At 61.4% G+C, this 19952-nt stretch carries 14 protein-coding genes; 5 read left to right on the forward strand and 9 right to left on the reverse strand.

The window, feature by feature from the left end; all coding sequences use genetic code 11:
- Positions 1-21 precede the first annotated feature (21 nt).
- Positions 22-2037 carry a sialate O-acetylesterase gene (locus TSACC_RS05620; RefSeq protein WP_075078411.1) on the reverse strand — a complete coding sequence of 672 codons (2016 nt, stop codon included), beginning with the start codon at positions 2035-2037 and terminating at the stop codon, positions 22-24.
- A gap of 46 nt (positions 2038-2083) precedes the next feature.
- Positions 2084-2650: a hypothetical protein gene (locus TSACC_RS05625; protein ID WP_075078412.1), complete on the reverse strand. Its 567-nt coding sequence runs from the start codon at positions 2648-2650 to the stop codon at positions 2084-2086.
- 194 nt (positions 2651-2844) lie between these two features.
- On the opposite strand from TSACC_RS05625, the gene TSACC_RS05630 reads away from it, so the two are divergent.
- The 4 genes from TSACC_RS05630 (at position 2845) to TSACC_RS05645 (ending at position 7609) form a co-directional block, all read left to right on the forward strand.
- Positions 2845-4734 carry a substrate-binding domain-containing protein gene (locus TSACC_RS05630; protein WP_075078413.1) on the forward strand — a complete coding sequence of 630 codons (1890 nt, stop codon included), beginning with the start codon at positions 2845-2847 and terminating at the stop codon, positions 4732-4734.
- 121 nt (positions 4735-4855) lie between these two features.
- The gene (locus TSACC_RS22080) at positions 4856-5131 is read left to right on the forward strand and encodes a hypothetical protein (protein ID WP_075078414.1); all 276 of its coding nucleotides are present in this window, start codon (positions 4856-4858) and stop codon (positions 5129-5131) included.
- Positions 5128-6507: a glycosyl hydrolase family 28 protein gene (locus TSACC_RS05640; protein ID WP_075078415.1), complete on the forward strand. Its 1380-nt coding sequence runs from the start codon at positions 5128-5130 to the stop codon at positions 6505-6507. Before TSACC_RS22080 ends, TSACC_RS05640 begins: the two co-directional genes overlap by 4 nt.
- 106 nt (positions 6508-6613) lie before the next feature.
- Entirely contained in the window at positions 6614-7609 is a 996-nt protein-coding gene (locus tag TSACC_RS05645; protein ID WP_169809542.1) for a Gfo/Idh/MocA family protein, read from the forward strand.
- Positions 7610-7900: 291 nt separating this feature from the next.
- Here TSACC_RS05645 and vccA read toward each other — a convergent pair whose 3' ends face one another.
- From vccA to TSACC_RS05675, 6 genes are all read right to left on the reverse strand, one after another.
- Positions 7901-11881: a Verru_Chthon cassette protein A gene (gene vccA, locus TSACC_RS05650; RefSeq protein ID WP_084400220.1), complete on the reverse strand. Its 3981-nt coding sequence runs from the start codon at positions 11879-11881 to the stop codon at positions 7901-7903.
- A gap of 7 nt (positions 11882-11888) precedes the next feature.
- Positions 11889-12953 carry a Verru_Chthon cassette protein C gene (gene vccC, locus TSACC_RS05655; protein WP_075078418.1) on the reverse strand — a complete coding sequence of 355 codons (1065 nt, stop codon included), beginning with the start codon at positions 12951-12953 and terminating at the stop codon, positions 11889-11891.
- Complete coding sequence (gene vccB / locus TSACC_RS05660; RefSeq protein ID WP_075078419.1) at positions 12950-13489, reverse strand: Verru_Chthon cassette protein B; 540 nt, start codon at positions 13487-13489, stop codon at positions 12950-12952. Before vccB ends, vccC begins: the two co-directional genes overlap by 4 nt.
- Entirely contained in the window at positions 13461-14153 is a 693-nt protein-coding gene (gene vccD / locus TSACC_RS05665) for a Verru_Chthon cassette protein D (RefSeq protein ID WP_169809543.1), read from the reverse strand. Before vccD ends, vccB begins: the two co-directional genes overlap by 29 nt.
- 493 nt (positions 14154-14646) lie before the next feature.
- Positions 14647-15852 (reverse strand): glycoside hydrolase family 130 protein, encoded by a 1206-nt coding sequence (locus TSACC_RS05670; RefSeq protein WP_101927824.1) that lies wholly within the window; start codon positions 15850-15852, stop codon positions 14647-14649.
- A 15-nt stretch (positions 15853-15867) separates the two neighbouring features.
- The gene (locus tag TSACC_RS05675) at positions 15868-17304 is read right to left on the reverse strand and encodes an MFS transporter (protein WP_075078422.1); all 1437 of its coding nucleotides are present in this window, start codon (positions 17302-17304) and stop codon (positions 15868-15870) included.
- Between the two features lie 161 nt (positions 17305-17465).
- Between TSACC_RS05675 and TSACC_RS05680 the strand changes: the two genes are divergently transcribed.
- Positions 17466-18695, forward strand: coding sequence for a substrate-binding domain-containing protein (locus TSACC_RS05680; RefSeq protein WP_075078423.1), 1230 nt, complete (start codon positions 17466-17468; stop codon positions 18693-18695).
- Positions 18696-18749: 54 nt separating this feature from the next.
- Here the strand turns inward: TSACC_RS05680 and TSACC_RS05685 are convergent, their stop codons facing one another.
- A complete protein-coding gene (locus tag TSACC_RS05685) occupies positions 18750-19916 on the reverse strand; it encodes an AraC family transcriptional regulator (protein WP_075078424.1) in 1167 nt (388 codons plus the stop codon).
- Positions 19917-19952: the final 36 nt, after the last annotated feature.

Consider the following 19952-nt stretch of genomic DNA (forward strand, 5'->3'; position numbering starts at 1 on the left):
ATAAAAGGGCGAGGGACGCTCTCAGTACCTGGCGGACTGGGTCGTGATCGGAAAGTCGTCGGTACGGAAGGGCGAGGCTGGAAATCCCTCGGCGTTGTAAAGGTTGCAGGTCGGGTTACTCGACCAGGCGTAGCGCACGGCGACGGGTGACGGTACTTGCGGCGATGAGACAATGACCTCGCCGCCTTCGATCTTTGCGTCGGCCCATTTCCACTTGCGATCCTCGCCGCAGATGGCAAAGCCTTCCAGCTCGGAGGAACTGTTGCGCACGGTCGGGGCTTTTGCTCCCGTCTCGGAATCGACGCTATAGGTCTCCGGCAGGGGCCTGGCGACGAGCCCACCCCCGGTGCCACTAAAGGTGAGGCGGATCTTGTCGCCGTCGACCTTCATCGACTGATAGACCGGGCCGGAGCCGACGATCTTGTGGCCATAGGTGCCGGCGAGAGCGAGCGCGGAGAGGCGTGCGCCGACATCCTTTTTATTGCGGGGGTGAATATTCACCGAATCACCCAGATCGATCAGCACGGCCTCACCGGTATTTGGCAGTGAGAGCGCCAGGGATTGTGCCTCCCGCAGTTCGGCCCAGTTGGAGTCTCCTGGTGCCGTTGGCTTGTCATTCTTGTTGGCGAGCTGGCAGATGTAAAAGGCAAAGTCGCCCTGCCCCCACCGGCTTCGCCAATCAGTGATCATCAGCGGCAGCGCCTTGCGATACTGATAGGCCCGCTCGATGTTGTTCTCTCCCTGGTACCAGATGACGCCTTGGATGGCGTATGGGATCAGGGGATAAATCATGGCATTAAAGAGATGGCTCGGTGCCTGCCAGGAGATCGGTTCCACTCCGGGAGGAGGAGGAAGCGCGGCGCGAGCCTCTGCGCTGAGCGCGGGAAACTGCTGCTCGACGCGTTTCATCCATGACCCCGGAATCGCGGGCCTTCCGATGGTGATATAGGAAACCGAAAGGTCGCTGGCTGGATGAGTGAAGCGGATGGCGAGAGTGGACTCCCCCGGTGCGAGGGCGGAGGTTGGCACGGTGTAGCGCCGCGGGGCGCGGGACTTCGCCGCCTCCTCAAGCGAGAAACGACCGATGGATTTGCCATTCCAGAAGACCTCCTCGATGCCCGCAGTCCCCTCGCCGACAGAGATCAGCAAAGGCCGGGCTGCCTGCTCGGGAGTGATCTCGACCGTGCGGCGCAGCCAGATTGCCCCGGCGTCTCCGAGCTTGCCGGGAACTGTTGCGGGCTGCCAGCTCTCGTCGTCATCGGGCACCGTCCCGGCGGGCTGATCCTGCCGCTGGTTGGCATCCTGCCACTCCGACATGGCCAGCAGGTACTCGCGAATGCGGCGCGAATATGTCCGCAGATCCTCGTCCCGTTTCTCCATGCCAGAGGCGATCTCGGGGTCCGAAAGCAGCGCTTCCTTGCTCGTCCATGTCTCGATCGGAGTGCCTCCCCAGGCGGAAAGGATCATGCCCACCGGAGCCTTGACGCCCTCCTGGATGAACTTTCCAAAATAGTACGCGACAGCGGAGAAGCTGGCGATGGTATCCGGCCCCGCGATCACCCATTTGCCCTGGTATCCCTTGATCGGAATGGCGGACTCGGCCTTGGTCACGACGAACAGACGGAACTGTGAATTGGTCGGAGCAGCCAATTCATTTGCGGCCTCCGGCGTTCTGGCCAGGGTCCACTCCATGTTGGACTGGCCGGAGGCGAGCCAGACCTCGCCGACCAGCACATCCGGGATGGTGACGGTATTTTCGCCCTGCACGACAAGATCAAACGGCCCGGCTGCGCTCTGGCTCAGGTCGAGCGCGACCTGCCAGCGCCCCTTGTCATCCGCGACGGTTCTCGCCACCGTCCCGCCCAGCGAGACTGTAATCTCGCGACCCGCATCGGCCTTGCCCCAGACCGGCACGCGTGCGGCCCTCTGGAGCACGGCGTGCTCGGAGAAAATCGCGGGCAGCTTGACCTCCGCCACGGCCATCGCAGCAGGGAAGGCAAGACCAAGGCATAGCACGATCCAAAATGGTCGTCTCATAAGCATTTCGCAGGGGGAAGTACGGGGTCGGTACGACAGCGGTCGGTCACTCCTTGATCACGCAATCGACGATCGAGAAGCCGGCGACCGGAGGCCCGAAGAACTGGATGCGCACGGCGGAGATGCTGGCCAGTTGATCCTGGTCCGCCAGCCCCTTGAGCGCCTCGGGCAGGCTCATCTTGATGGTATTGCCTGCCTCCGCTGCGCTGATGTCGCTCTTTACGTTAAACTTGCCATGCACGGTCTCGCCCTCCTTTGTGAGAAAGGACAGGGCCACCTGCACCGGCTGCGGCGCGCTTGCGGCCTGCCCCTGCGCGTCCTTGCCGGGTTTGAAGGTGATCTCCAGCATGCCGCTTTCGCGGAGCTTGTCGGTCAGGTCGAGTCCGCTGCCCGGATTGGCCGAGAGCAGGACACCCCCGAATGGCTGGACGCCATTCTGGATGCTCACCTCGAGCACGGTGGCGCGCTTGCCTGCCGCGTCGACCTGGAGGATCGTCGGGCCGGACCAGGACGAGGTCTTCCAGCCATCGGCCAGGCCGCTCTTGGAGGAGTACACCTCAAAGGGGGAAGCCGCGAGAGCCGCGGCGGACAACAACGGGAGGAGAGGCATCATTAAGCTAATGGCGCGAAGTTTCATAAGCGAATCGGGAAGGGGGTGTTCGTTAAGCCAGAAGGAACTCCCATCGCGCACGACATGACAGCCCAAAGTACCCGCGAGAATCGCATTTTCAGAAATTTGTTTAAACAAATCGGTCTTCCACGCACCTGCGCCGGGAATTCTCTTTCGCACCCTGATGCACTGCGTTAATGGTCGCTCAAATGTCCTATGGCGTAATACTGTCGGACTCCGTCCAGACCCTGCGACGCTGGCTGGAATCTTCAAATCTCTCCCCAGGAAACCGACTCCCCTCCGAGCGCGTGCTGGCCCGGGAACTCGGCTTGAAGCACAATGCCATCAATCGCGCAATGTCGCGCCTTTTGGGTGAGGGCGTGGTGCGCCGAGATGGATATAAACTTTTCTACGCTGGCTCGGAGAAGCCGCTGGAGAGCCGCTTCGCCTGCGACCTGGTCATCGCGCGGAGGTCGTTTTTTACCAAGGGCTACATGAAGCTGGCAAAGGAGTTGTGTATCGATCTGCGGATTCACCCGTACGACTCCGGTGGTGAGGCGTTGAGCTATTTCTATCAGCTCGATACACCGGAGACGGAGTGCGTGATATTTGAGCCTCCGCATCTCATGACCGTCTCTCTTTGGGAGCCTGCGGTGAGGAAGCTTCTCTCGCACGACATTCCGGCCATCAGCGTTCGGCAGGCGGCTCCCGGCCTGCCCTGTGTTGATCCCGACTATACACGGGCGGTGGAGCTGGCCGTATCTCATCTCCGGGATAACGGACACCAGGAAATGGGCTTGCTCACGATCTCGCCACGCTCGGAGTCCGCGCGGGAGATCCTGTCCGCCTGGAAATCCCTGAGGCTTCAGAAAGGGCTGGCTGCCACGGCCCGGCGTATCGCCTACTACTCCGACGGGCGCGAGGATGACATCCAGATGATCGTCGAAAAGCTCGACAGCGACTGGCGGGGCGTGTCAACGCTCGTCATCTACGCCGAGCACGATCCCATCGTTCCTCATTTGCTGGAGCGCCTGTCGCGCAAGGGACTGCGTGTGCCGCAGGATCTCGCGGTGGTCTGCATCGGCGACCTGCCTCATCTCGCAGTGACGAATCCTCCGGTCACCACGATCTCCTTTGACGCTCCGCTGATGCAGGAGGTGATCTTTGGCCTGGCGCAAAGGCTCACGCGCAGGCGACAGGATCTCCGCAGCCACTCCTCCGCGCCCAGGATTCGCGTGCAGCCTCATCTCATCCGGAGGGCGTCGACCGATGCTCCCGGTCCCATGCCGGTCCGGACGGCCTCGGCCTCCCGACGCGCTGATGTGTTGACTGCGGATCTGGCTGCGGCGCCGTCCGGTAGTACGGAGGATTTCACCCGGATGCTTAATCGCCGCTATCCGCTGACCTCGAATGCCAATGAATCGCGTTTCGAGCAGATTGATATCGAGGCCTTCGTCAATCGCCCGCTGAATTTTCGCAAGGGGTGGCTTGGCGACCTGCCGTTGACGAACTTTGCCACCGGAAGGCACAAGATCCATGGCGTGCCATTTCAAGTTCTCGGAGGCCATGCGCGCGAGGATTGTGGTGTGATCGTCTTTCGCTCCACGTCCAACAAGACCGGCAATTCGCGAGTCCTGCCATCGCGTCTGCGCATCCCGATCGATACGACCGCGCTGGCCATCTACATCCTGCACGGCTGCGGCTACAGCCGATACCTTTCGCCCTTTGCGCAATATGACTTCTATGCCGGCCGCAGGCACCTCGGCTCCGTGCCGCTCGTTTCGCTGGGCTATCCTCCGCCGGATGGAGATACGCGGAATTTTGAAAAGGAGGCGATGAAGGCCAATATCCAGGACTGGTGGTCGGACTTTCCGCATCTCGACTTTCCCCACGCCTGGAGAGCCCCGGTGATGGAGGGAAAGACCGAGTATCTCGATCGCAACGTCTATCTCTATACGCTGGAATGGAGGAATCCTTTCCCGGGTCGCACGATCACTCACATGGAGATCGCAGTCGATGCGGAGAAGCCTACCACGCTCGGCGTGCTGGCCGTCTCCGCGCTCCGGCCGGAACCGGAAGAGGACTGACTGTTTGCCAAGTCGTACGGGGAGGGATGGCGAGTTTGTTCGAACACTCGGCTGAGAGACTGCGGCCGGAGTCTTGTTTAGGATTTCAGCATGGGGAGAGGCGCTCGCAGAATGCAGGGAGATGTCCGCTCTTGGTTATGCAGCTCCCGCTGGTCGTCTCGACCATGCCCTTCTCGCTCCCTCCCTGACTCAGGCCGCGCTGCGCAAAGAGGGCCGGGAGTTGCGTCCCTATCCCGTCGCAAGGGTTTGCATCGAGCCGCATGCCGTCGGGCTGGCCGCGGGGGAGCGGGCGCTTCTCGACGGTGCACGCCAGGTGGACATGGTGAGCCGTCTCGCCGTCCGGCCCTCGATTCACCTTCGTTCGGAAATCGACCATTTTCTCACCCTATACCCATGAATCCCCTGGCCCATTTTTACCCCTCCTCGCTGCCTCGCTCCACTCACTTCCGCGCCACGGCCCAGGGGGTGGAGCTCGATGTGCTCGCTCATCCGTCTGCGGATCACACCTCTTTTGAATGCGACGGCCCGGTGACGATGGAGATCGCTTGCAGCGAGTCCCCCTCCGATGTGAAGGTGCGCCCGCTCCGCCTCGGCATCGAACCGCGCGTCGAGGGGAATCGTATCCGCTTCGTTGCCCCGGGTCCCCAGGCACTCCAGGTCGAGGTCGATGGTTGCAACCTGCTGTACGTGTATGCACTCGCCCCGGCCCGTCCGGCGCCGCAGGGTCCCGATGTGCGTGTCTTCCGGAGCGGTGCCGTGCATGAGGCCGGGCTGGTCGTGCTCAGGGATGGCGAAACCTGCTGGATCGAGGCGGGTGCCGTGGTGCGTGGCAGCATTCGCGCTGCAAATGGCTCGGGATTTCACATCGGCGGCTACGGCATACTCGATGGCGGATACTGGCCGGAGCACGAGGGCCGCTGCCGCAAGTCCATTGTCCTGGACCATTGCAGCGACTCAGTGGTTGAGGACATTCTCATGCTGGGTCCCACCAGCTGGATGCTGGTCCTCGGCGCGAGCGAGGATATCACGGTCGAGGGCATCCGCCAGATCGCCGGCGACATGAGCTCCGATGGCATCGATATCGCAGGTTCGCGCAGGGTGCGCATCTCCGGCTGCTGCCTGCATAACGGCGACGACAACATCGCCATCAAGGCGATCTGCAACAAGTCCGGGCAGGACGAGCGCGTTCCCCTCGGGTTCCCAGACGAGGACTGGGACCACACGGTCGAGGATGTCGTCGTAAGCGGATGCATGCTTTATAATACGCATGGCGGCTCCGCGATGGAGATCGGCTACGAGACGATCACCGAACATATTCGCAACATCCGGTTTGAGAATATCGACGTCCTGGCGGTCCATCAGTTCGGCTCGGTCTTCGGCATTCACAATGGCGATCGCGCCCGGGTTGAGAATGTCGTCTGGGATGACATCCGCATCGAGCATCACTTTGATACTCTGATCGATTTCCGCGTCCTCCGCTCGCGGTGGAACGTCGACGCCGAGCGCGGCTTTGTCCGCAACATCCAGATCCGCAATGTCGACGCCCTGCAAAGCGTTCACAATCCCGGCTACACCGTTAGCATTATCAGCGGGTACGACGCAGACCACCCGGTCACAGGGGTGGCGGTGGAGAACTTCGTGCTCGGCGGAAAACTGGTGCGCAGCGCCGATGATCTCGATCTCGTCACCCGCCACGCGCACGGGATCACCTTTCACGCCCAGCCTCCGACGCCATCCGCACCTCGCGCGAGCGAACTCCTCGCCACGCCGTAGGTCCATCGCGCCCTCCCCACGGGTCAGAAAATTCTCCCGGTCTGCTCCGCCCCGGCCAGTTCCACCCGGCCCGGCGCAGCACGTTTATTTTCAAACCAAACAATCGATGCAAAAGCTAAAAATAGGAATGGTGGGAGCCGGTTTCATCGCCGACTGGCACCGCAATGCGTTTATCACCCTGCCCGAGGTGGAGTTTGCCGGCATGTGCCGGAATGACTCCGGGGCCAGCGACCCGCGGGCGACGGAGAACCAGGCTGCACTGGAGAGGAAGTGCCGCGAGTGGAACATTCCCGTGTATCAAAACTTTGACGCAATGGTGAATGATCCCTCCCTCGATGCCCTCATCATCGGGAGCATCAATCCCTTTCACCATGCCCAGATCCTCGCAGGTCTCAAGGCGGGCAAGCACCTTCTCGTGGAGAAGCCTGTCGTCACCGACCTCGCGGAGGTCGACCAGATCAGCGACCTCGCCGCGGCGAGCGGCAAGGTGGTTTTCCCCGGTCACAACTTCGTCTATCGCGGAGCAGTGCAGAAGGCCCGGGCGATCATCGAGAGCGGTGCGCTCGGTCGTCTCGTCTCCTCCTCATTTATCTCCAGCCACACCATCAGCGAGGCTCACGCCACGGGCTGGCGTGCGAGGAAGTCCCTCTCCAAGGGCGGTGCGCTGATGGATAGCGGTCATCATCTCGTTTACCAGATGATCTACCTGCTGGGAATGCCTGTCGCGCTCCAGGCCTTCTGCTCCCGGCAGATCCTGGTGAATATGGAGGGCGAGGACACGGCTCAGGTCAGCGTGAAGTTTGCCGACGGCTCGGTGGGAGTGATCCTGCAATCCTGGGCCTCCGGGATGGACCAGGGGATCAGTGGCATACGCATCCTCGGCGAAAAGGGCAACCTCATCATCACCGATGCCCTCTACCATAATGGCGAGCGCATCGACGGGGATGTCGAGTACGGCGATTCCTTCAAGGGCCAGGCTCGGGCCTTCGTTGACGCCGTGCGACTTGGCAGGCAGCCTGTCTCCACCCTGGAGGACGTGAAGAATACGCTTCGCGTCATCTACGCTGCCTACGACGGCGAGGGTACTGTGACCCGGTTTTAAGCCGGGGTCCCCCCGTTACAATCTGCTCACGGCGGAGAGCCACGCTCCGCCGTGGGTGATCCAGCCTTCGTCGGCGAGGGAGGTCGGCGCGTCAAACTCTCGTTTCGGCGGCACATCACAGAAAAACTGCTTGCCGGCGCTGAAGCCGTTTACGATGGCCCCGCCCGGCGAGGAATTCCTGGATGCGAAGAAAAGGCGGCGCGAAAATCCACAACACTTCTCCCTCGTGACTGGCGGGATGAGTCACAGCCCGGATCGTCGCCGCGATGGTTCCCGGGCGGCGGCAACCCGTCAGGGCGAGAAGCGTTTCGCGCTCAGTACGCGGAAGCGATAAAACGAGTCGAGCGTCGGGTCGGTCGCCGAGTTGTTTGAGGAATAGACGGAAGCCGATGCATAATCGGGGATGCGCGTGTCGGCGGGATCGATGTACCGCTCGATCACCTGCGACCCCCGGTACTCGCTGGTGACGAGATCCTTGCCCTCGACCCAAGTGCCCGTATCGGTGCGGCTGGATTTCTTCAGCGTCTGCACACGGAAGTGCACCGTGTACGTGTTCGACTTTGTCGTCAGCCGGGGATAGATCGTTGCGTAGGGTCGCTCCCGGCTGTTGTCGCCGGTTGGCCGGTGGGTGAGCCAATACGCCGCCATGCCGTTGTAGGTGGCATTCGCATTGTTGGGATCATTGGGCACGAGCGAGATGCCGCAGATTTCCGCCGCGGAGCGGAAGATGTCCTTCCGGTCGAAACGTTCGGTGAAGCCCTTGAGCGTCTCCTCCGCATTGATCGGATAGCGCACAGGCAGGGCGGCTTTGTTGCCGGAGTAGGATTTGTAGCGGGTGACATCGCTGTCGGCCACGGCGATAACCTTCTCCGACTTCAGGACCGCGCGGATGCCCGTATCGCGATTGATATAGGTAAAGGGCACGATCTGGTAATTCATGTTGATCCGTCCCGCGGTGGAGAGCGGTTCGCTGATCGGGTACGGCTCCACCACCGGCATGCTGAAGAGATCGAGCAGCAGATAGTCCGGCGGCACCGTAAAGGGAGGCCCGGAGACCGGCGTGCCGAGGCCGCGATGACCCTGTGGCAGCGGGCGAAACAGCAGCGTTTGCCAGGGCTTGTTGGCAAAGACCTCGCTGGGGAGGGAACCGAACGCCACGGCGGAGGGGATCTGCCGGTTCGGCGAAAAGAGCGTCATCGTCGTGTCATAGGAGGTGCTATGATACTGGTAGTAGGGCGTGCTCGTGCTGCTCGCGCGGCCATCTCCCTCATCCACCTTGTTGATATAGGGCCCGTCCGAGATATAGCCGAAGCCATTATCCCAGTCGCCCAGCACGGTGCTATTGCCTCCTCCCATTCGTACGCCCGCGTCATTGGGCGCGCGATAGCCGAAATCATAGGCGACCTGCATCTGCGAGTAGGGACGATAGGAGTCAAAACTGCCATTGCTGCTGGTGCCGATGCTGTAAGTCTGCGGATAGGTTACGTATCCCGACGGGTTGATCGGGAGCAGCTTCCCGGGAGTCGCGCCGAAGTACGGGTAGTTCATCGCCGTGCGCAGGGAATGCGCCATGAAGTTGCTCGGGCTGTCATAGTTGACGTTCCTGGCAAAGTAGGACGATGGGACATTGCTCTGGGCGGCGACCATGCGGGTGTCGCCCTCCGCCACCTCCACGCTCCGCACGACATCCGTGTACTTGCCATCTTCCCGTCGCCCGAGGATCCAGGAGACCGTTTGCCGTTGCCCGGTATTTCCGAGATCACCGCGGGCATTGAGACGGCCTCCGTAGTGATTCGCCGCGTTATTCGGCCCGACAAAGGTGCGAAAGTCTCCGAAGACGACCTGTCCGCCATCCTCCGGGCGCGGGGAGGTCAGAGTGACCACCGTGTTGACCGGGGGGAGATTCGGCACCGGCCAGCCATCAGCCGGGGAGGAGGGGATGTCGATCGTCAGTTTCTGGATTTCGTTCGCGGGGGTCTGGTTGTCGAGGATGGTGACGGTGATGGTACCGCCGGTGAAGTTGAACTTGCCGCCGACTGGGAAATCCGACGCCGTCTCGGTGTAGGCGATGAAGGGATAGACGTCCTGGGAAGTGGTCCCCAGTGTGCCCGATCCCTTGCTGGCGACAAATGGAGCCCAGCCCATCAGGCCGCCGACAAAGGTCTCGTTGACCAGCGCATCCCATACCGTGAAGGGATACGATTTCCACCCGCCGGAGGGATAGGCCTTGAATGTCGCCGAGGAGGGGAACCCCTTCATCGGGACCGTTGGCGTGGTCGGGTCGGTCACGGGTCCCCATTGGAAATTGTTCAGCCCGTCGATCTTCACCTGAAACTTCGGATAAATGTGCATGAAGCCCCGCGATGGGTCGAAGAACTCCAGGAACAACCCGGCCTGCACCCGGATGTTGCCCGGCTTTACTCCGGTGGGGTTCGAGCTGGCATTCCAGGCATTCATCGTCACGGGAGGAGTGAGCGATGGGGAGTTTTCCGCGTTCCCGATGAACATGAGGAAAGCCTTGCTCACCGTGGGGAAACGCCCAAAGCCCTTCGTTCCTGTCTTTTTATCGACGATGGGTATTACCTGTCCCTGCCCGAGCTTTGTGGAATCACCGGGGGCAAAGGGATTGGCGACCCGGGTGTCGTAGAGATTCGCGCTGCGGATGTAGTCAAATATCCCGGTGAGGATCTGGTCGCAGTCGGTGGCTCCCGAGGAGTTCTGCGTGTTGTATTTGCTTTGGAAATCCCCTCCGAATCCCGGGATGGGCTGCGAGGTGAGATGGCGGAGGTAATCCATGAGCATGCGATTGCGGCCGAGGCCGTTGACGGAGCTGGCCGTGGGCAGGTCGATGGTGGGACTTTCGCTGCCGCGCTGGGCCGGATCGGTGCTGCGCTGGAAGAAATACTGGTATCCGTTGATGGTGGAGCAAAAGGCGATCTGCTGGTCAAACACGCTGCGATTGCTGGCGCCTGTGCTGCTGCTGATCGGCCAGATGGCCACCCGTGGCTTGTTGAAGAGATTGACGTCGGGCGCGCGGCTGTTCGCCGTGAGGAAGAAGCGCCCCCGCGCGAGCTGCTCCTTCGTCAGCCCCTGCAGGGCTCGGGTGGACCCCGAGAGAGTGGGGGCAAAGATCAGTTCGTCGATCGTGGCATAGAGACGATCCGAGTCGAGGGAGAGCGACGGGATGGTGGACGCTCCGGTCTTCACCGTCTGTACGGTGCCGCCCTGCGACCCTCCGCCGACGATGCGGGGCGTGATCGCGTAGATCTGGTTTGCCGTGAGCGTGGGAAAGACGACGCTCAGGCTCGTCATGGCCGGGTGGCCGGGATAACGCTGAAACTCCCGGTTCATCGGCTGGTTCAGCGAGAGAGTCGTTGTGTCCTCGTCGGAAAGGAAGCGGGGCATGTCCATGTACGTGCCCTCGGAGGCTGTATTGACGTTGACCTTGCAGGTATCGTCGTCGGTCCAGAAGGCGATGCGTCCGGTGATGGGATTGCTGGCGGTCGGGCGCTTCGAGGCCGGGGCGTTGTCAAAGGTTGCCGTGGTGCTGCTGGTGTCGTCTGCCACCGTGACCGTGCCATCCTGGAGCACGTAGAGCCATTTCGTCGGCATCGGCACCGGCGTGTTGGTTACCGAGATGGCGCTGCCCGGGCTGTAGCTCACCTTGGACGGATCGACCGAGAAGCCCTCGACATCCGGCAGCCCGTCGCCATCGGCATCGTACCCCAGGTAGGCCGGCACGCTGGCTCCGGCGCGGTTTTTTGACAGCGAGCGAATGGCATTGCCGTCGAGGATGGGAAACACGGCGGTGTTCCCGGAGACGACCGGGCTGTTCAGGTCCGTATAAAGTGCCGGCTTGGTGCTCCACTGCGTATTGACATCCGACACGCCCGGCGTGAAGGAGGCGACCTGCGAGGAGGGCACCACCATGGCGTCGGAGGAGTACAGTTTGTAATACGCCTTGGCTGCGCCTGTTTGATCGTAGACCCGGATCATTCCCGGCTGTGAGGCCCACGTCTCCTGCACCCCGTGAGAGGTCGCAGCCTGGATCGCCCCGATGGCTATCTGCGCCGCGGAGTCCGCCAGTTGCTTCGACCGGGCGCCGTCGGCGTAACCTTTGGCGCCGGAGTGCTCGGTCGTGACGTTCGAGAGAAAGGCGATGATGAGCGCGGTGATGAGCACCAGGAAGGCGAGCACGAGCACCAGGGCCATGCCCCGTGTGTGATACCCGGCAGAGAGCAATATTCCGTCGCCTCGATGGGGAGTTCTCATGGCAGAGCTAGTTGGACTGCTCCCGGCTCCACTTCGCCGCCTTGAGGGCGACGTTCATGGTAAAGATCCGGTAGCTGAGGTTGAGTGATTTCAGGTTGCTCTCGAGCTGCTTCAGGTCACGGTCGTACATGTTGGCATTCGAGAATTCGCAGCCGGCATAGATGGGCCCCATGTTGGGTGGAGAGTCTCCGGTTTGCAGGCGGTTGAAGGATGTTTCATCGACCGCGACCATGGTTACCTGGACCACGGGCGGCAGCTGGTTCTTCGAGTTGATCGTGGGATCTGACTTCCCGACCGTGGAGTCGTAGAGATAGGTCGGCGCGAGCTTGGTGCCGGTCGTATCCTCCTGGCTCGAGAGTTTGGGGAGGAGGATGAGGGCGACGACATTCTCCGCCAGCACACGCACCGGCCGGGTGGACGCCGTGTACGGCGAGGTGCCATCGACGGCCGACTTGAACCACGAGACGCCATTGTAGCCCGCATTGCCGCCGGAGGATTTCTGGGCCTCATCGTAGAGAGAAAAGGACTCGGCCGGGCCCACGAGTTCCATCAGGCGGGAGCGATACCTTTCCCGGGGAGGGTTTGCTCCCTGGTTGACGAAGCCGGGTCGCCAGTCCTTGTCGCTGCCAAACTCGAGAAAAAATCCGCACGTGTTCAGCAGGGTGCCGAGGTCGGAGTAGTTCGTGTCATTGACATTGCCTAATGGGGCGGTGAAAAACACTCCGTGAGTCTTCGCATCCGGGTTGGAGAGTATGCTCGAGGCCGGTCCGCTCAGGAACCTTAGCTCCGATTGCCGGGAGTACGTGGTCGGATTGTTGGGATTATCATAGTCCCAATACGGATTGAGCGTAGCCTGGCTTAGCTTGCTCGTGATCGATTCAAACGCCTCCCGCGCGCCACGAAACTCCTCGATGCGCCCGCTTGCATATCCCCATGTCTTCCGGGTGGCGTCGATGATCGATGCGATGATCAGGAGCAGCAGCGCCAGGATCGCCACCGAGACGAGCAGCTCGATCAAGGTAAACCCCCGCAGTCGCCGGGGATGCGGGTCGGCTGCAAACACGACACTCATCGATTTTTCGCGACAAAGGCCTCGGTGGTCACCATGCCCACCGATCGATCATTCCACATCCCGGTTGAGCCATCGGTGGCCAGCGAGCGATTGCCGGGATTATTGACGATCTGGATCGTCACGGTCGCGAGATTGCCGTTGCTTGCCGGGGTGGAGCCGCCTCCCGGCAGGTCGGTGGTGGGATTGATCCACGTCTTGACATGATAGACTGCCGAAGATGGCATCGTGACTTCAGAACCCTGGTCATCAAAGTACCGCGTCGTGGAAGGGAAAAGAAACGGCGAGGTATGTCCCCCGACGAGTACGTCAAAATCCGTCTGCTGAATGTCATTGAGGATGCGCTGCGTGATCTGCGCCCCGATCGAGGCGTCGACCGCACGGCGGAACGTCTGCAGCCCGACCGGGAGCACTCCCACCAGCGCGACAAAGGCAAATGCCACGATGCCAATGGCGATGGTGACCTCCACCAGGCTGAAGGCCCGGCGCGCCGCTCCGCCGCGACGATGCCTAAGGATGATAGATGCGTGTCCGCCCATTTGCCGGATCGATTTGAACGGTTGAGTAGTCCGAGGGCGCCTTGGCCAGGCCATCACCTTCGGACGCATGATGCAAAGTCAGAAACCATGAGGCGCTCGACGGGGAAAGATCGGTCGAACCATCCGGCATGAAGCGAAACTTCACGCATCGATAGGATTTTCCAATTTCCGGCAGCGAATACCCGACCTCGGCTCCGCTGGCCACCGCCGGGGAGAGTCCTCCACTACTCGTGGCCGTAATGATCGAGGAAAGAGTGGATTGCGAATCGGAGGTTCCGGAGTCGATGAGGATCGAGGACGGCAGACGATACACACGACTGAGCGGCGATGCCGTGCCGGAGTCGAGGATCTCAAAGGTCTGAAGCGCGCGGTACTTTCCGTCGCCGGTTTCCGGCGAGGCGGCATATTGATAGAGCCTCACCTCCACGCTGCGGTTTTTTGCGATCGCCATCTGCCGGGCCAGCCCGAGCTGCTCGCTCAGGATCTGCGCTCCGGTGCGCAGGTCGGAGGCTCGCATGACCGACGATACCGCTGGCATGGTGAACGATGCCAGGATGCCAAACACCGCAATGACGGCGAGCAATTCCAGCAAGGAAAATCCCGCATCACGCCGACGCGGCGCGACGCTGCGATATATCCGGTTTTTTTCGACGGAATTAGCCATCAAGGGACACAGAACCACATCTGAATTCGTGGGAGGAATCATGGGGGAAAGCTGCATGGGAATATCCTATGGAAATTTTTCAAACACCAGACACTGCTGGAATCGAATCCGGGATTTTCGTCGATTTGTTTAAATAATTTCAGGCATCACCTGAGAATTTTTGGGGAGATATGTCGTCATCGGAGAGCACCTCGCAGCACCGCCTCCCGGGTCACGCTGGTAAATTTGCGGCGACCTGGATGGGGCCTCGTCACGAAACGCCTTCCATCTGTCACAAGGTTAAAACGGGTAGTTACAAAGTAAAGAGGTCGCCGCCAGCCGACACGGGTATTTCAATATTTTGTTTGAACAAAAGCCCTCTTTTCCCCCTTGTTTTGGGCAAGGAAAAGCGGGCTGATGATACGCGGCACTCCTCCGCGATCACCAGCCCGCCTTGGTTTGCAGCGATTCTGGCTGTCCCGCGCCCGGCTAGGGAGCGCGGCGGGTTTGATGGTTAGGCAACGTTGCGGCGCGATTTCGTGCGGAATCGACGATTGGCTCGGATGAGGGCGATGCGCTGCTGCACGCTGGCAGCCGACCGCAGGCCGTCGGCCGGGGTGTTTTTCACATAGTCGAGGAGCTGCGGGATCGTAGTGCTCGCCACATGGAGTCGCGTGTCGGACGAGGCGTAATAGATCAGCACGGTACCGTTCTTGCGGGCGACCCAGCCGTTGCTGAAGACGACATTGGAAACATCGCCGATGCGCTCCTCGCCTGTCGGCGCGATGAAGTACCCCTGCGGACGCGCAATGATCTTCCGGGGATCAGTCAAATCCGTGAGGAACAGATAAAGCACATAGCGTAGACCGGCGGCCGTGTTGCGCACGCCGTGTGCGAGGTGCAGCCAACCCTCGGGGGTCTTGATGGGAGCGGGTCCCTGTCCATTCTTCAATTCGCTAATGGTATGGTACACCCGGGGATCAATGATTTCCTCCTTGCCCGTGCGGGGCTTGTCGAGGGAACGGCAGAGGGCCCAGCCAATCCCACCTCCCGAGCCTGCATCGATGAAGGAATCCTGCGGCCGCGTGTAGAGTGCATACTGGCCGCGTACAAACTCCGGGTGCAGGACAACGTTGCGCTGCTGTGCCGAGGGGGTGACGAGATCGGGGAGACGCTCCCAATCCTGGAAATTGCGGGTGCGCACGATGCCGCACTGCGCGATGGCGCTGGATTGATCGGCCGGCGGGGCTTTCGGGTCCCGGCGTTCGGTGCAAAAGAGTCCATATATCCATCCATCCTCATGCTGCACGAGCCGCATGTCGTAGACATTGGTGTCGGGACTGTCTGTCTCGGGGATGACGCAGGGTTCGTCCCAGAAACGGAATCCATCGATGCCGTTCTTTGACTCGGCCATGGCAAAGAAACTTTTGCGGTCCCACCCCTCGACGCGCACGCACAGCAGCACCCGTCCTTTCCATTCGATCGCCCCCGCGTTGAAGGCGGCGTTGATCCCGAGACGCTCCTGGCAGAAAGGGTTCGTCCCCGGGTTCAGGTCGTACCTCCAGTCGAGCGGCACATGATCGGCGGTGAGCACGGGGTGGGTGTATCGACTGTAGACTCCGTTGTACCACGCGGGATCGATGGGATTCCGTCGTGCAAGGAGGGCGGAGTGTTTGCGCTGGAGCTTGCCAAGCTGAGAGGTGAAGTGGGTCTTTTTCATAGGGAAAGGCATCGGCTACATTGCGCCGCGGCGGGCTTCGAGCTGCCGGCGGATCACGCCCAGCTGGATGCGATCCAGCGGATACCGCCAGACGAAGAGCAGCCCTGCACTCCAGATCAGGACGGGCAGGCCGACATAGAGCAGCAGCATCGAGTGCAGCACCTCGGGGGGCTGCTCGCTGGCGCGCTTGACATCGAAACCCGAGAGCGAGAGCACCAGCCCACCCAGGCCCATCGAGCAGGTGAGCGCCGCCTTGATGAACCAGGAGTAAAAGGCGTTGAGCGCTCCCTCGCGTCGGCGGTGGGTCTGGAGCTCGTCATAGTCCGCGATGTCGGCCTTCATCGAGGGTACGAAGAGCCAGATCGCCGAGATCGCCGCAGACTCAAACACGCCCGGAATGACCTGGAGATAGGGATGATGGGGATTCATCAGCACGATGTTGGAGAGGTGCCCGATGAGACTGATGAGGAGCATGATGCCCACCACCTGCTTCTTGTCGAGGCGCTCGCCCAGCCAGGTGTAAAACGGGATGCACAGGATGCCGGTGACCACGATCACGCTGCCCTTCCATCCGCCGATGATCGAGGCCGCGGCGATATCGCCATGGCAGACATAGTAAATATTCACATACTGGCCGAGGGCGCTGACGGAGGAACTCCCCACCACCAGAAAGAACGACATGCCGATCAGGAGCCAGAGCGGTCTGCACCGGAAGGACTCGCGGATGCTTTGCCAGAAGGGGTCTCGCGCCTGCGTGCGGGTCTCCGCCTGATAGTACCGCTCCCGCACAAAGAGAGCTGGCATGAGGCCCACGACGAGGATGATGCCCGCGATGAACCAGCTGCTCACCTGCATGCCGTGAACGAGGTCGGGCTTTCCCGTCTCGGGATGGGCAAAGAGCGGGCCGGAGATGAACGCCATCGCCCAGCTCCCGATGAGGCCGCACATCTTGCCAAAGAAAGTCATCCATGCGGAGAGCCGCGTGCGTTCATCGTAGTTGGGCGTAAGCTCGAGTTGCAGCCCATAGTACGGCATCGCCCAGCAGGAGAAGCAGGTGTAGAATACCATGCCCACCACGAGGAGATAAACGAGGGTGCCCGTCTCGCCCAGCGATGCAGGCGGCCGCCACAGCCAGGGAAACACCATCGCGGTGAGGAACGCCCCGGCGGCGAGAAACGGACGCCGCCTGCCCCAGCGCGTCCGGGTGTTGTCCGATACATTGCCCATCACCGGGTCGAGCACCGCATTCCAGGCCTGGAGGATCATTAGCACGATCCCGAGCTTTGCCGGATCGATACCCATCCCGATGTTGAAATACGGCATCCACAGGGAACCCAGCAGCAGGGTCGTGCACAGATAGTCCGCCCAGATACCAAAGCTGAAGGCCGCCTTCTGGGGCAGCGGGATGCGGTCGGAGACCGGGATCGAGGGGCTGGCTGTCAGCACGTTCATTGGGGAGAGGGGCAAAGATCTCTGGCTCCCTGGCTCATCCGACTGCGGTATTTTTTTTGGACGAGGAGCAAGGTGCGGCGAGGATTCCTGCGAAAAGTGCTGTTTTCAACCGCATTTGCTTGCACTTTTATCGTCGAAAAATGAACTAACGGCCTTCACGCATGAGCGGCGTTCCTCATCACCTGTCTCCACATCGACCCGTCATCCTGGTCGCTCTGAACTGGTACTCCCTCGCCATTCATCGCGGCATCGCGCGGTATGCCAGCGAGGCGGGCTGGATACTCGACTCGAGCATGACTCGCCATGGACTCGTGCCGAAGGACTGGCACGGCGACGGTATCATCTGCAGCCTGCACTGGGACTCCAGCCTGCATGAGATGATCGCCCGCACCACGCTGCCCGTGGTGAACATCGGGGGGACGATTCTCAACCGGCCTGCCGTCATGCAAAACGACCAGGCGATCGGGAAACTCGCCGCGGGCTATTTCCAGAAACGCGGGTTTCAAAACTATGCGTTCTTTCTCAAGTCCAACGCTCTCACCTCTCGCCACCGCTGCCGGGCCTTTGCCGAGGCCGCACGTCGAGCGGGCGGACGATGCTTCGTCCTCGACTGGCCCACGGCCAGCGCCATGCCGAGGCAAACCCGCTACTCCCGGCACTACCCCGCCAATGAACATGACGAGCGACGGTTGCTGGACTGGCTCGCCGGCGAGATCGACAACCTGCCCAAGCCGGTCGCGCTCTTTGGCGAGTTCGACGATCCCGCCATCGATGTACTCTACGCCTGCCGTGAGCAGAATATCATGGTGCCCGAGCAGGTCGCCGTCCTCGGGATGGATAATGATGAACTGCGCTGCGAGTTTGCTCCGGTCCCGCTCTCGAGCATCGACATCAACCAGGAGCTGCTCGGCTACCGGGCTGCATCGATGCTCGATCAGCTTCTCAACCGGGAGCTGCTCCCCCGCAAGATCGTGCGCATCCCCCCGGCAGGCATCGTCACGCGCCAGAGCACCGACATTCTTGCCATCGCACACCCGCATGTTGCCACCGTGCTCCGCTACATCTGGCAGAACTACGCCCGGAGGATCAATGCCAAGACGGCGGCGGCGATCGTCCCGATCTCCTACCGCTGGCTGCACGATGCCTTCCTCCAGCACGTGGGCCGGACGATTGCCGACGAGATCCAGCACAAGCGTCTGGAGGCCGCAAAGAAACTCCTCACCGAGTCGCGTCGGAAAGCCGGGGACATCGCCGCCGAGGCGGGTTTTCCCAACGAGGACCGCATGGGGCGTGTCTTTCGCCGCGTGGAGGGCATGTCCCCGATGGCCTACCGCCGCCGCTTCGGGAAGGTCCACTCATCCGACCATCCCGCGGTACCTCGGAAGAAATAGGAAGACCTCCGCGACAGGACCGATGGCTCCCGCCCGCCTCCCGTTTGGCGAGACTTAGCGCCCCGCGAGGCCCCGGCGGTAATCGGACGGATTGCAATCCTCGTATTGACTGAATACCCGATGGAAACGGCGGGGATTGTTGAACCCTGCGCGTTCAGCGATTTCGGCGATGGTGAATTCTGTTTTCAGGAGAAGCTGCTGGGCCAGCCGGATACGGGCGAGCTGGAGTTCGCCGTGAATCGTGGAGGCCAGCTTGTCATGGAAAAGCCGCTCCGCCGCCCTGCGCGACATTTTCAGAAAGGTGCAGACCTCGCCTGTGGTGATCTCCTTTCCGGCATGCTCCTGGATGTAGAGGAGAGCGTCCCGCAGGCGCGGCTCGAGCGTGGAGCGCAAACCGGTGGATTCCCGGGCGATTACGCCCTGCGGCGGCAGAAAGACTGCCCGGGAGGTGAGCCGCTTCTTGCGTATCATCCGATCCAGCATCTCTGCCGCGAGCTGTCCGATGGTCTGGCTGGGTATGGCTATGCTCGAGAGGGGTGGGGAGGAAAGCCTGCATTCGGACGAGTCATTATCCACACCGAGGATGGCGACATCCTTGGGAACCCGCAGGCCGGAGAGTCGGCAGATCTGGCACAGCGTTCGCGCGGGCAGATCGTTCGATGCCAGGATCGCCACGGGCTTGGGCAGGCGGTGCAGCCACCGGGCGGCCTGCTTTTCCATGTCGGACCAGTTTTCCGTAATCGGGATGCGTGGGAAAAACTCGGCGTGACATGGGGATATCGAGAAGCCCTGCCGCTCCAGCGCGAGGCGAAAGCCCTGCTCCCTCCGTCGTGAGAATGCCGCTTCACGGCTGCCGTAGTAGCCAAAGGAGCGATACCCCAGGGATAAAAAGTACCGGGCAGCCTCCTCGCCGACCTTTTCATGGTCCACGTCGATGACCGGCGCGCCGGGTTCGTCGAACGTATGGGTGATGGAAACCAGCGGCAGGGCGAGCCGCATCAGGCCCCTCGCGAGCTTTTTGTCCGAGAGGTGAGCGATGATCCCGTCGGGCTTCCATCGCTTCAGGAGGGGGAGCACCCGCTTGTCCGGCGAGTCTTCATGATAGGTCCAGTTGAGGCGGTTTGCTTCGGCATGGGCCAGGATTCCGGAAAGCACGTCGCGGCAATATCCCAGGTCCTGGCCGAGCAGGAGAGCGATGCGGTATGGCGCAAAACGACCCATAAATGTCGTAAAATGGTATATCGATTTCATCCCGTT

Origin of the sequence: Terrimicrobium sacchariphilum (assembly GCF_001613545.1) — a bacterium.
GTDB lineage: Bacteria > Verrucomicrobiota > Verrucomicrobiia > Chthoniobacterales > Terrimicrobiaceae > Terrimicrobium > Terrimicrobium sacchariphilum.